The following is a 13,275-nucleotide window of genomic DNA, read 5'->3' on the forward strand; positions in this document are numbered from 1 at the left end:
GAGAGACACCGGCATCAGGGAACACCCAGGTAACGGGGCGCGGCAACGATGCCGCCGCGCCCGGAACGCGCCTACATGCGCAGCGACGCACTCAGCGAATATACGCGACCGTTTTTGTACACCGCAGTCGGGAACTTCGGATCCGAGCTGTACTGATAATAGGTTTCGTCGAGCAGGTTCGATGCCGAGGCGCTGACCTGCAGCTTGTCCGTCAGATTGACCGAGACCGACGCGTCGAGCTGGCGATAGCCGTCGGTATAATCCTGCGACTGCTGCCGGCCGAAGCGATAGAAATATTTCGAACGCCGATTGTAGCTGACACGAGCCTGGAACGGCCCCTTCTCGAAATAGGGCACGATCGTGAAGACGTCGCGCGACAGGAACGGCAGGCCGGTCGGCAGGCCCGTATCGGCATCGGTGAAGGTATAGTTCGACTGGATGCCGAAGCCCCAGATCAGATTGGCATTGGCCGTCAGCGAGAAGCCGGTGACCTTCGCCTTGCCGCCATTGACCGGGCGCGAGATCGAATAGGTCTGCGTCCGGCCCGTGACGGTGTTCGTCATCTGGACGCCGTCCTGCGTCTCGTTGCCGATATAGTTCGAGACGTCGCGATAGAAAATCTCGGCGGAGATATAGCTCGCCGGCGCGAAATACCATTCCGCCGACAGGCCGAAATTGGTGGCCGCATAGGGCTTCAGGTTTGGATTGCCGCCGCTGCCGCTGCGCCTGGTGTCGTCGAGCGAGAGCGAGCCGGCAAGGTCCGAATAGCGCGGACGCGCGATCACTTTCGCGGCCGATCCGCGAAGCACGACATTCTCACCCGCCTGAAAAATCAGGTTGGCCGACGGCAGGAAGCGCTTGTCGTCGGTGGTGACGGTGGTCGGCGCGAAGATGCCGCCGCTCTGGACGTAGAATTCCGAACGGTCGCGCGTGAAGACGTAGCGGCCGCCGATATTGCCCCGGAAGCGGCCCGCTTCGAAATTGGCCTGCACATAGCCGGAGAGGATATTCTCCCGGACGCGGAAATACTGGTCCTTGGACAGGCCGCGGTTCACGTTGATCGTGCCGTATTTCTCCAGCGTCCGCCGGATCGCGTCAGCGTCCAGCGTGGCGTAGGGCGTGCCGTTCCCGCTCACGCCCAGGCCGTTGTACAGATCGGCGTCGAGCACATAGGGGTTCAGATCGGCAAGCGTGAAATTCTGGTTGGTGAACGCGGCGCCGCCAAGGGTGGTGCTGCTGTTGGTGTGGCTGGCGAAGCGCGCGCCGAACAGGATCTTGTTGATCGGGCCAAGATTGACGGCGCGGGCGACGTCGGCCTGGCCGAACAGCTCCTGGTCCCGCGTCTTCTCGGCGAAGGTGATGCCGCCGATCTGCCGGCCGAAGAACGGGCGGCCGCCATTGGCCGCGAGCACCGCGGGCTCGCCCTGGTTCTCGCCGCCGAGCGCCGTGAAATTGCTCAGCCAGCGCGACGCGTCGCTCGCCGGGAACTGCCAGTTGACATAGGTATTCCTGCCGTTGGTGCCGGACGTGAAACCCTGTTTCGTGCGGAAGTCGAGCAGATATTCGGGATCCTTGCCGCCCGATGCGCGGGTCGCGCCGAAATTGCCCGAAATCTCCCACGCGCCCGGCTTCCAGTCGAACATCAGCGCGATCGAGTCGTTCTTGACGCGGGTCCGGCGGAAATTGGTGTCGAGCTGGCCGGTGGCGCCGTTGCCGGTGATGCCGGCGAAGGTCGCCGAGGTCACCATCCCGTTCGCATAGGTCGCGCTCTGCAGGAGCGACCCTTCATAGCCATAGGTATATTCGGAGTTCGACAGATTGTCGTAATTGCCGCGAATGACGAGGCCGGTCGCGGTGAGCGTCAGATTGTCGGCGGGACGCACCTGGAGCGCGCCGGAGAAGCCGATGCGCTCGCGCTCCTGCCGGAAGAATTCGCGGGCGAGGAAAGACGCCACGCGCGCCTTGCTGAACTCGGCGATCATCGCCGCGTTCGGCAACTGGCCGTTCAGCGTCGGACCGCCGGGAACGCGGCCGTCCGCGCCATAGAGGATGTTGCCCGAACCGTCGCGCGCGTAGCGTTCGAGGAGGGCGTCGCCGGTACGATACCAATAGACCGCGGAACCGGCCCGGCTGAGCTGCTCCTTGTCGTAATTGACCGCGCCCAGGAAACCGATCGTGCCGCTTTCATTGCGCCAGCTGTACAGTGCCGAGCCGCGGAAGCTGCCGCGCTTCGCCCGGCTGTTATACTCGCCGCCGCCCGTCACCGCGACGGTGTTCGGATCGAGGTCCAGCGGCTTGCGCGTGACGATGTCCACGCTGGCGCCGATCGCGCCTTCCTGAAGCCGCGCCTCGGGGGTCTTGTAGACCACCGCCTGGCTGATGATGGTGGGCGAGAGCAGTGAATAGTTGAACGAGCGGCTGGAGCGATCGGAGGGGTTGCCGCCCCAATCGGCGGAGGCGACGGAATGGCCGTCGATGGTCAACCGGTTCAGCGCCGGCTCCACGCCCGCGATCGACAGCTGCTCGCCCTCGCCGAACTGGTGGTCGACGGTCACGCCGGGCAGGCGGGCGAGGGATTCGGCGACGTTGCTGTCGGCCAGCTTGCCGACATCCTCGGCGCTGATCACGTCGACGATGGAATCGGCGCGCCGCTTGGTCTCGATCGCGTCCTGAAGGCTCTTGCGGATGCCATTGACGACGATCTCGCCGTTCGAGCCGTCCTCACGCTGCGACGGCACGGCATCCTGCGCGCAGGCAGGCATCGCGGCGCAGGTCAGCGCCGTACCGATCAGGAATTTCAGGCGTAGATTCATTGACATAACCCCCTCGCTTGCATCGCAGGACTGACGACGCCAGCCCAGATTCCCTGCGGATACAGAACGTCTCTCTGACGCCTCTCCTGGTCGATTCTGCCGAATCCAACGCCGGGACGCCTTGGGACCAGTGTGTAACCACGAACGAACCAATCACGCAACGGATTTTTGGAAATTTGTTTTGTGTATGAAAATGAAGCATGACATTTGCTTAGTTTCCCCTGATGTTGCGCCGGACGATTCGAGCCGGATGAGAGGAAAAATGAACGACACGGGCATGTCTGCGCAGTTCCCGATCGCGCGGTCGCGGCGCTTCTGCCGAGCGCATGCGCTCGGCATGATTGGTCTCTTGTCGAACCGCCCGCGCACGACATGCGAACGCCGTCCGGGCGGGTTCCCGGCATGACCGCCGGCATCGCCCTCCAGGGCTCAGGGATACACGCCGCGCCCGCGCCGGCATCCCTGCCCCAGCTGGATGGAAACGCGCGACTGGGCGAACTCCTGCCGCGCGACCGCAAGCCGCTCTACGCGCAGTTCGCGCACATGCTGCGCAGGGCCATCACGGAGGGGCGGCTGGAAGCCGGCGCAGCCCTCCCGCCCGAACGCGATCTCGCCGCCGAATATGGCGTGTCGCGCATCACCATCCGCAAGGCCATTGCCGAACTGGCGGAAGACGGATTGCTCACGCGCAAGCAGGGCGCGGGCACGACGGTGACCCGCCGCATCGAGCAGAACTTCTCCCGGATCAGTTCCTTCTCCGAGGAGATGACCGCGCGTGGCCAGCTGCCGAGCAGTGCCTGGATTCTCCGGGCTGCGGGAGCGGTTACCCCGGTGGAAGCGATGCAGCTCAACCTGTCGCCGGGCGCGCCGGTGATGCGGTTCCACCGCGTCCGGATCGCCGACGACGCGCCGATGGCCATCGAGTTCTCCACCGTCCCCAGCTATTGCCTGAGCGGGATCGATGACGTCTCGGAATCGCTCTATGCGGCCCTCGCCCTCACCGGCCATCGCCCCGTACGTGCGCTGCAGCGGCTGCGCGCGGTGCCGTTCACCGGCTCCCAGGCGCGCCTGCTCCGTGTCGAAGCCGGCACGCCCGGGCTGTTGATCGAGCGATGCGGCTTCCTGCGCGACGGCCGGCCCGTCGAATACACCCAATCCTATTATCGCGGCGACACGTATGATTTCGTCGCCGAACTCACGGATCTCTAGCCAGTGACGATCACGAGCATTTCGACAGCGCCTAGCCTCATGTGGCAGGAAACACAGGAAATTCCGACGACCGTCGCGCGGCAGCTCGCGGAAAATCGCGATGCGTTCGGCGCATTGGGAGAGCGGTTGCGCAATAGGCCGCTCCATCTCGTTGGAACCTGCGCGCGCGGATCCTCGGATCATGCGGCGACCTATGGGAAATATCTGATCGAGACCATGATCGGCGTGCCGGTCGCTTCGCTGGCCCCTTCCGTGGCGTCGGTATTCGCGGCGCGGGTCGCGACGGACGACGCCTTGTGCCTCGCCATATCGCAGTCCGGCCGCAGCCCCGACCTGCTCGCGACGGTCGATGCCTGGCGGGACGCCGGCATCCCTGTCGTCGCGATGGTCAATGATGCGGAATCCCCGCTTGCCCGGTGCGCGGATACGCTGCTGCCGCTATGGGCGGGACCCGAGCGCTCCGTCGCCGCGACCAAGTCGTGCATCGCCGCCATGGTGGCCATGGCGGCATTGGTGGCGGCCTGGTCGGGCGATGCGGATTTCGCCGCCGGGGTGGAGGCGCTTCCCGCAGCATTGTCCCGCGCGGTGGCGCTGGACTGGAGCGCCGGCGTCGCCTCGCTGTCCGCCGCACGGCAGATGTTCGTCCTCGGACGCGGCTATGGCTTCGCGGTCGCGCAGGAAGCCGCGCTCAAGTTCAAGGAAACCTGCGCGATCCAGGCGGAGGCGTTCAGTTCCGCGGAGGTCCGCCATGGACCGATGACCATCGTCGGCCCCGGCTTCCCGATCCTGGCGTTCGCGACCTCCGACGCCGCGGGCGACGGCGTCGCCGCGATGGCGGAGGAATTCCGGGGGCGCGGCGCGATCGTGCTGACGGCGCGCGCCGGAGGGACTTCGCCGCTCCCCGCCGAAGCGATGCATCCGGCGCTCGAGCCGATCCTCCAGCTCGCCAGCTTCTATGGCCTTGTCGAACGACTGTCGCGCGCGCGCGGGCTCGACCCCGATCAGCCGCCCTATCTCGCCAAGGTCACCCGGACCCAATGAGCCCCTATCGCTTCGGCAATGGCAATGTGGTCGTCAACGGGCTGATCTGGCAGGGCGCGGAAATCCATGTGGCGGACGGGCGCATCGCAGCGCTCTCGCCATTGCGGGGGATGGACGGAGACGCCATCGACCTCGACGGCGGATGGCTGATGCCGGGCTTCGTCGACACCCAGGTCAATGGCGGCGGCGGGACGCTGTTCAACGACGATCCCAGCGTCGATGGCATCGCCAGGATCGCCGCCGCCCATGCCGTCTTCGGAACCACGGCCTTCCTTCCCACGCTGATCAGCGATCGCCCCGATCGCATCGCCCAGGCCCTTGCGGCGAGCGATGCGGCGATCGCCGCGGGCATAGCCGGCGTCGTCGGCATCCATATCGAAGGGCCCTGCCTTTCCGCCCGCCGCAAGGGCATCCACGATGCCGCGCATTTCCGTCGGCTCGATGCGGAAATGGTGGCGCTTCTCACCAGGCCGCATCGCGGCGTAGTCATGGTGACGCTTGCCCCCGAATGCGCGGATGCCGGCGCGATCGCGGCGCTCGTCGCTGCCGGAGTCAGGGTGAGCGCCGGCCATACCGACCTGGGCTATGCGGAAGCGCGTGCCGCATTCGGAGCGGGTGTGACGGGAGTCACCCATCTGTTCAATGCCATGCCGCCGCTACATCATCGCGAGCCCGGAATTGCCGGCGCGGCGCTCGACGATCCCCGGCCCTGGTGCGGGCTGATCGTTGACGGCGTGCACGTGTCCCCCGCCATGCTGCGCATCGCGATCCGCGCGCGGGGACTCGAGCGGATGATGCTCGTCACCGACGCCATGCCCTCGGTCGGCGCGATCGAGAAGGATTTCGTCCTGCAAGGGAGGCAGATTCGCGTCGCCGATGGCAAGGCCCTTTACGACGACGGCACGCTTGCCGGCGCCGATCTCGACATGGCGAGCGCCGTCGCCAACAGCGTGGGAATGCTCGGCTTGCGCGGCGAGACCGCTTCGGCACTGGCATCGACCAACCCCGCCGCCTTTCTGGGCCTCGATCGCGAGCGGGGGACCCTGGCACCGGGCTTCCGCGCGGACTGGGTGCGACTGGACCGCGACTTCAGGCCTTGCGGAACCTGGATCGAAGGAAAGCGTGCCGCATGAACTGCACGCGGCGCGCCCTTCTCGGCGACTCGGCCGGGATCGCGACGATCCTGGCCGGCGCGCCGGCGGCGGCCATGCCGCGCGCCCCGGATGCCGGCTTCGGGCCGCCCATGCCGCCGCCGAGCGACGTGCTGCCCCCGCCCCTGCCCGAGACCGATCCCTCGCGGACCTGCTTCGATCTCGGCTGGCGCTTCCATAAAGGCGAAGTGCCGGCCGCCGCCCCGGTGACGCACAACGACACCTATCTGAGCGTGAAGGCCGGCACCGCACCGGGCGCCGCGGCGCTCGATTTCGACGACAGCGACTGGCAGCAGGTCGCGCTGCCGCACGATTGGGCGTCGTTTCAGCCCGTCGTCGAAACCGCCAATGTCAGCCAGGGCTATCGCGAGCGCGGCATCGGCTGGTACCGGCGGACATTCCGGCTCGACGAGGCGGATCGCGGCCAGCGGCTGGAAGTGCAGTTCGGCGCGATCGCCACCAATGCCACCATCTGGGTCAACGGCAATGTCGTCGCTCATAGCTGGTCCGGCTATACCGGCATCTATATCGATATCACGCCGTTCGCCCGGTTCGGCGATGCCTTGAACGTCATCGCCATACGGGTCGATGCCACCGTGATGGAAGGCTGGTGGTACGAAGGCGCCGGCATCTATCGGCATGCCTGGCTGGCCCGGCGCCCGGCGGTGTCGATCGCCACGGATGGCATCCATGCGCGCCCGGTGCGCGGCAAGGACGGCCAATGGCAGTTGCCCGTATCGGTGACGCTCGAAAGCGTAGCGGCGGAAGAGGCCGAGGTGGCGATCGAGGCGGTGTTGCTGGACCCGGAAGGCCAGGAGACCGCGCGCACCCGCATCTCGGCCCGCGTGGCCGCGCTCGAACGCGGCGAGGCGAAGCTGACGCTCGCCGCCGGGCAGCCGCGGCTCTGGTCGCTGGAGCGTCCGGCGCTGCATAGGCTCGTGGTTCGGGTTACCCGGACAGGGTCGCCCGCCGATGCGCGCTATCTGGCCATCGGCTTTCGCACGATCGATTTCGATCCCGATCTGGGCGTGTCGCTCAACGGCCGGCGCATCAAGCTGAAGGGCGTCTGCCTCCACCAGGATCATGCCGGCGTTGGCGTGGCGGTGCCCGATGCCCTGCTCGCCTGGCGCCTGGCGCGGCTGAAGGACATGGGCTGCAACGCCATCCGCTGCTCGCACAATGCCTGCGCCGCCGAACTGCTCGATCTTGCCGACCGGATGGGCTTCCTGGTGATGGCGGAGAACCGGAGGTTCAATCCCGCGCCCGACTATCTCGCCCAGCTCGAATGGATGGTCCGGCGCGACCGCAATCATCCCAGCGTGATGCTCTGGTCGGTATTCAACGAAGAACCGATGCAGGGCACCCATGCCGGCGTGGAAATGGTTCGCCGGATGGTCGCCGCCGTTCGGCGGCTCGATCCCCATCGCCCGACCACCGCCGCCATGAACGGCGCCTTCTACGACCCCGAGAACGTGTCGCAGGTCGTCGACGTCATGGGGTTCAACTATTATCCGAACGACTATGACCGCTATCATCGGTTGAACCCGGGCAAGCCGATCCTCAGCTCCGAGGATACCAGCGCGATGATGACGCGCGGCGCCTTTGCCAGCGATCCGGCGGCCCATGTGCTGTCCTCGCTCGACACCGAAGCCGCCGACTGGGGTGCGACCCATCGCCGAAGCTGGGCCGAGATCGCCGGCCGCCCCTTCGTCGCCGGGGGCTTCGTATGGACCGGCTTCGACTATCATGGCGAACCGACGCCCTTCGCCTGGCCGACCACGTCGAGCTTTTTCGGCATCCTCGATCTCTGCGGCTTTCCCAAGACCGCCCATGACATCCGCCGTGCCCAATGGCGCGACGATATCCCCGTCGTGGCGATCGCCCCTCATTGGACCTGGCCGGGCCGGGAAGGCCAGCCCATGAAGCTGCTGGTGACGAGCAACGCGGACAGCGTGACGCTGCGCCTGAATGGCCGGACGATCGGCGAGGCGCGCGTCGATCGCATCAACGGCAACGAATGGACATTGCCCTATGCGCCCGGGCGGATCGAGGCGATCGCGTATCGCGCGGGCCGCGAAGTCGCCCGCGCCGCGCACGAAACGGTGGGGAAGCCCGTTGCGCTCAGGCTGACGCCGGCGCGGCGAAGGATGGCGGCGGATGGCGAGGACGTCCAACCGTTCACCGTCGATGCGGTCGACCGGCTCGGCCGGCACGTCCCGGATGCGGATTGCCTCGCCCATTTCACCGTGCACGGCGGCACGATCATCGGCGTCGGCAATGGCGACCCGAACAGCCATGCCTCCGAAAAGGCCCCTTCCCGATCGCTCTTCCATGGGCTTGCACAGGTCATCGTGCAGGCGGATGCCGGCGCGGGCCCCTTGTTGGTGCGCGCAGAGGCGGCGTCGCTTCGCCCGGCAGGGGCGATAGTGGAGAAAGTGGCGCGCGCGCCCCGCGCGCAAGTCGCGATGGAGGCGCAGCTCCAGGTCATCACGGCCTGGCGGCGATCGCCGGCACTGTCCGAGCGCCCCGATCCCTCGCTCGCGCCACGCGACGGAGACAACAATGCATGGGCTTTCGTCACGCCGGGCGATAATTTCGCACCCGAAGCGAAGGCGGGCTGGCGCGCCTATCGCGCGACCGTCACCCCGCGCCGTGCCGTTCGCAGGGCAGGTGGCGAGCTTCGGTTCGGCACCGTCGTCGGCCGCGCGGAGGTCTGGGTGGATGGCGTTCTTGCCGCGGAGAAACACGAACAGGCGCCGAGGCCCCTCTCCGCGCCTTGCCGTGCGGGAGAGGGATCGCGGACGGTGGTGCTGCTGGTCCAGGTCGCGCCCGGCCAGACCACGGGCTTGGCGGGCGCCGTGACGATCACCGAGGACAAAAGGAAACGATGATGATCGAAGTCGAGCTCGGCGCACCGCTCGCCGGGTGGGTGATCCCGCTGGAGAAGATCCCGGATCCGGTGTTCGCGCAGGGCATGGTCGGGGATGGGCTGGCGATCGAGCCGATCGGTGACACGCTGCACGCCCCTTGCGCCGGGACGATCTCGTCCATTCATGCCGCCCGCCACGCCGTGACGCTCACCCTTGCCGAAGGCGTGGAGCTGCTGATGCATATCGGGATCGACAGCGTCGGCATGGCGGGCCAGGGGTTCGAAGTCCTGGTATCGCCCGGCGCCAGGGTCGCCGCCGGCGATCCGCTGGTGCGCTTCGACCTCGATCAGCTGGCTCTGCGCGCGAGCGCCGCCGCCACGCCGGTCATCGTGACCGGCCCGGGCGTCGATGTCCTGGCGCGGCATACCGGCGGCATGGTGGCGGTCGGCGAGACGGTGCTCCGGATCGGCGCGCGCGCGGTGGCCAATGGCGTCGCCCGCCCACAGGCGACGGCCAGCGAGGCGAGGCGTCACGAAGCCGTCGTCGCGCTCGCGCACGGGCTTCACGCCCGCCCCGCCGCGCGGATCGCCACTGCGCTTCGCGAATTGCGGGCGGAAGTCTTCCTGGAAAGCGGCGAGCGGCGGGCTTCCGCCGCGAGTTCGATCGCGATGCTCGGACTGGGCCTGCGACATGGCGCCCCGGTGGCCATCGTGGCGCGCGGCGCGGATGCCGACGAGGCGATCGCACGCGTCCTGGCGGTGCTGCAACACGATACGGACGCCCCCACGGCCATTGTCGCGCGATCGCAAGGCATCGTGCCCGAAGGCGCCATTGGCGGCGTCAGTGCCGCGCCGGGCCTGGCGATGGGGCCCGCCGCCTGGCTGCGCACCAATCGGCCGGCCCCGACCCGCCTGGGCGCAGGCGTCATGATCGAGCGGAGCAACCTCGTACAGGGGATCGGCACGGTATGGGCCGAGCTCGAGGCGGAGTCCCAGGGCGAAGGGCAGGCAGCGGACGTATTCACCGCGCATCGGGCGATTCTGGAGGATCCCAGCCTCATCGATGCGGCATTGGCCCGGATCGACTCGGGCGAGAGCGCGGCATTCGCGATCCTGTCCGCGGCGGAGGCCCAGGCCGGCATCCTGCGCGCTTCCAGCGACGCGCGCATCGCGGAACGAAGCGCCGATCTCGTCGATGTCGGCGAGCGGATCGCCCATGCGGTCCTCGGGACCAGGGCGAACATGACCAAGCCTCCGGAAGGCGCGATCCTGCTTGCCGACGATCTGCTGCCGTCGCAGTTCGCGGCGCTCGACACCGATCGGATCGCCGGCATCGCGCTCACCCGGGGCGGTCCCACCGCGCACGTCGCCATTCTCGCGGCCGGAATCGGCCTGCCGATGATCGTTGCGCTCGGCGCGCCGCTCGAAGCCGTGGCCGAAGGCACCAGCCTGCTGATCGATTGCGATTCGGGCTTCGTGCGTATCGACCCGGACGCGCAGGCACGCGAAGGATTGGCGACCGCCAGGGCCCGCCGCGCCGCCGTCGAAGCCCGGGCGCGGACGATCGGCGCCGCGATGGTGCATACCGCCGACGGCATAACGGTTTCGGTGCAGGCGAATTGCGGCTCCGTCGCCGATGCGCAGGCAGCGATGGCGGCCGGCGCAGACGGCTGCGGGCTGCTGCGAACCGAGTTTCTGTTCCTCGAGCGAGCAGCCGCCCCCGATATCGGCGAGCAGAGCGCGGCCTACCGCGCCATTTTCGAGGCGCTGCCGGAACGGCCGATCACGGTGCGGCTCCTGGACGTGGGCGGCGACAAGCCCGCCCCCTATCTCAGCCTTCCGGCCGAGGAGAATCCGGCGCTGGGCCTTCGCGGCATCCGTGTCGCGCTGTCCCGTCCCGAGATCCTGGAAGCCCAATTGTCGGCGATTCTCGGCCTGCCGGTTCAGGGGCCCTTGCGCATCATGGTCCCGATGATCGCCAGCGCCCATGAGATGGCCGCGGTGCGCGCGGTGCTCGATCGGTTGCGCGGCGACACGGCAGTGGCCCTGGGCGCGATGGTCGAGACGCCCGCCGCCGCGATCGGCGCCGACCTCATCGCCGCCGAGGCAGACTTCCTGTCGATCGGCAGCAACGACCTCACCCAATATGCGCTGGCCGCGGATCGCGGCAATGCCGCGGTCGCCGCAATGCTGGACGGCCTTCATCCCGGGGTTCTGCGCCTGATCGCGGAAACCTGCACCCGCGCCGGCTCGACACCGGTCAGCGTGTGCGGCGGGCTCGCCGCCGATCCCATGGCGGCGCCCATCCTGATCGGGCTGGGAGTGCGCACACTCTCCGTCCCGCCGGCCCAGGTGGCGCTCACCAAGGCGCTTGTCACCACACTCACCGTCAACGCCGCGTCCGACCATGCCCGGCAGGCGCTGGCCTGCGCATCCGCAGCCGAAGTCCGGGCGCTGGCGCGTCGGTTCGCCGAGGAGCTTTCCGCATGAAGTCCCCCCTCACCTTCCTCCAGCCGCTCGGCCGTGCGCTCATGCTGCCGATCGCAGTGCTGCCGATCGCCGGGCTCCTGCTCCGGCTCGGCCAGCCCGACCTGCTCGACCTCCCCTTCATGAGTGCGGCGGGCGATGCGATCTTCGCGCATATCGGCCTGCTCTTCGCCGTCGGGGTCGCGACGGGCTTTGCGCGCGACGGCAATGGCGCGGCGGCCATGGCGGGCGTGGTCTGCTATCTGGTGATCGGCAATGCCGCCAAGGTGTTCCTCGCGGTACCGCCGGCAACGATCCCGCCCGGCGCCGACGAAGCGATCGCCGCCGCGCTCTCCGCCGCATGGAAGGCCGCGACGATCGACAAACTGCAGGTTCCGGTCGGCATCGTCGCCGGGCTGGTCGGCGGCGCTTGCTACAATCGCTTCTCGACCGCCAGGCTGCCCGACTATCTGGCATTCTTCGGGGGCCGGCGCCTGGTGCCGATCATAGCCGGCGTCCTCGGCCTGGCGATCGGGGCGCTGCTCGGCCCGGCCTATGACTGGATCAGCGGAGGGATCGACGTGCTGAGCCGCGGCGTGGTCGCCGCGGGCGGCTGGGGCCTGTTTGCCTTCGGCGTGCTCAACCGGCTGCTGATCGTCACCGGCCTGCACCACATTCTCAACAATATCGCCTATTTCGTCGTGGGCGAATATGCCGGGAAGACCGGCGACCTGACACGGTTCTTCGCAGGCGACCCCAGCGCCGGCGCCTTCATGAGCGGCTTCTTCCCGGTCATGATGTTCGGCCTGCCCGCCGCCTGCCTGGCCATGTACCACACCGCCGTGCCGGAACGGCGCAAGGCTGTCGGGGGGATGCTGCTCAGCCTTGCCCTCACCTCGTTCCTCACCGGGGTTACCGAACCGATCGAGTTCAGCTTCATGTTCCTGGCGCCCGCGCTCTATGTGGCGCACGCGGTGCTCACCGGTCTCGCCCATGTCGTGATGCACCTGCTCGGCGTGAAGCTGGGCTATGGGTTCTCCGCGGGCCTGTTCGACTATGTGCTGAACTATGGCCGCGCCACCCATCCCCTGCTCCTCCTCCCCGTGGGCCTGGCCTATGCGGCGATCTATTATGGGCTCTTCCGCTGGGCGATCCTGAAATTCGACCTGAAGACGCCGGGCCGGGGGGCCGTCGAGGAAGGCGCCGTGCCCGTGGCGGCACCGGCAGGCGACCGGGCCGGCGCGATCGTCGCCGCGCTGGGAGGCGCCGGCAATCTGCGCACCATCGACGCCTGCACCACGCGCTTGCGCCTGCGTGTCGAGGATATGTCGGCGCTGGACGAGCCCGGCCTGCGCGCACTCGGCGCACGCGGGATCCTGAAGCTGGCGGACAACAATCTCCAGGTCGTGGTGGGCGGTATCGCGGACACGCTGGCCATGGAAATGCGCGATCTCGTCGGGCGCCCGGCGCCGGCGGCGCCTGTCCAGCCAGGCACCAAGGCCGGGATTCCGCTTCCCGCCGCCATCACGGCCGCCTTGGGAGGCGCGGCCAATCTGGTCGATGCATCGCATCGGCCCGGCCGGATACGTGTCGTCGTGCAGGATCCCGATATCGTCGATCGAGACGCGCTGGCCGCCAATGCACGCGCCGTGATCATGCCCGCGGCAAGGACCTTCCATCTTCTCGTCGTGGACCGAACGTGACGAAAGCACCCCAATGGGAGAAT

The 13,275-nt window shown here is 68.0% G+C and carries 7 protein-coding genes; 6 read left to right on the forward strand and 1 reads right to left on the reverse strand.

Translation table 11 applies throughout. The features are described from left to right. Positions 1-71 precede the first annotated feature (71 nt). Entirely contained in the window at positions 72-2,813 is a 2,742-nt protein-coding gene (locus CAP40_RS19370; protein WP_086131213.1) for a TonB-dependent receptor, read from the reverse strand. A 372-nt stretch (positions 2,814-3,185) separates the two neighbouring features. On the opposite strand from CAP40_RS19370, the gene CAP40_RS19375 reads away from it, so the two are divergent. From CAP40_RS19375 to nagE, 6 genes are read left to right on the forward strand one after another with little or no spacing between them, the layout of a single operon-like run. Continuing rightward, positions 3,186-4,022: a GntR family transcriptional regulator gene (locus CAP40_RS19375; protein WP_256924391.1), complete on the forward strand. Its 837-nt coding sequence runs from the start codon at positions 3,186-3,188 to the stop codon at positions 4,020-4,022. 39 nt (positions 4,023-4,061) lie between these two features. Further along, positions 4,062-5,063, forward strand: coding sequence for an SIS domain-containing protein (locus CAP40_RS19380; protein WP_086131215.1), 1,002 nt, complete (start codon positions 4,062-4,064; stop codon positions 5,061-5,063). Then, a complete protein-coding gene (gene nagA / locus CAP40_RS19385) occupies positions 5,060-6,196 on the forward strand; it encodes an N-acetylglucosamine-6-phosphate deacetylase (RefSeq protein WP_086131216.1) in 1,137 nt (378 codons plus the stop codon). The genes CAP40_RS19380 and nagA overlap by 4 nt, the downstream gene beginning before the upstream one ends. Further along, the gene (galA, locus tag CAP40_RS19390; RefSeq protein ID WP_086131217.1) at positions 6,193-9,105 is read left to right on the forward strand and encodes a beta-galactosidase GalA; all 2,913 of its coding nucleotides are present in this window, start codon (positions 6,193-6,195) and stop codon (positions 9,103-9,105) included. The genes nagA and galA overlap by 4 nt, the downstream gene beginning before the upstream one ends. After that, positions 9,105-11,573, forward strand: a complete 2,469-nt coding sequence (gene ptsP / locus CAP40_RS19395; protein ID WP_086131274.1) for a phosphoenolpyruvate--protein phosphotransferase — start codon at positions 9,105-9,107, stop codon at positions 11,571-11,573. The genes galA and ptsP overlap by 1 nt, the downstream gene beginning before the upstream one ends. Continuing rightward, a complete protein-coding gene (gene nagE, locus CAP40_RS19400; protein WP_086131218.1) occupies positions 11,570-13,252 on the forward strand; it encodes an N-acetylglucosamine-specific PTS transporter subunit IIBC in 1,683 nt (560 codons plus the stop codon). The genes ptsP and nagE overlap by 4 nt, the downstream gene beginning before the upstream one ends. Positions 13,253-13,275 lie beyond the last annotated feature (23 nt).

Source organism: Sphingomonas sp. IBVSS2, from assembly GCF_002127225.1.
Classification (GTDB): Bacteria; Pseudomonadota; Alphaproteobacteria; order Sphingomonadales; family Sphingomonadaceae; genus Sphingomonas.

Coding starts and splice junctions, on each gene's coding strand:
- CAP40_RS19370 (WP_086131213.1), bottom strand. CDS start 2,813: ATGAATCTACGCCTGAAATTCCTGATCGGTACGGCGCTGACCTGCGCC.
- CAP40_RS19375 (WP_256924391.1), top strand. CDS start 3,186: ATGCGAACGCCGTCCGGGCGGGTTCCCGGCATGACCGCCGGCATCGCC.
- CAP40_RS19380 (WP_086131215.1), top strand. CDS start 4,062: ATGTGGCAGGAAACACAGGAAATTCCGACGACCGTCGCGCGGCAGCTC.
- nagA (WP_086131216.1), top strand. CDS start 5,060: ATGAGCCCCTATCGCTTCGGCAATGGCAATGTGGTCGTCAACGGGCTG.
- galA (WP_086131217.1), top strand. CDS start 6,193: ATGAACTGCACGCGGCGCGCCCTTCTCGGCGACTCGGCCGGGATCGCG.
- ptsP (WP_086131274.1), top strand. CDS start 9,105: ATGATCGAAGTCGAGCTCGGCGCACCGCTCGCCGGGTGGGTGATCCCG.
- nagE (WP_086131218.1), top strand. CDS start 11,570: ATGAAGTCCCCCCTCACCTTCCTCCAGCCGCTCGGCCGTGCGCTCATG.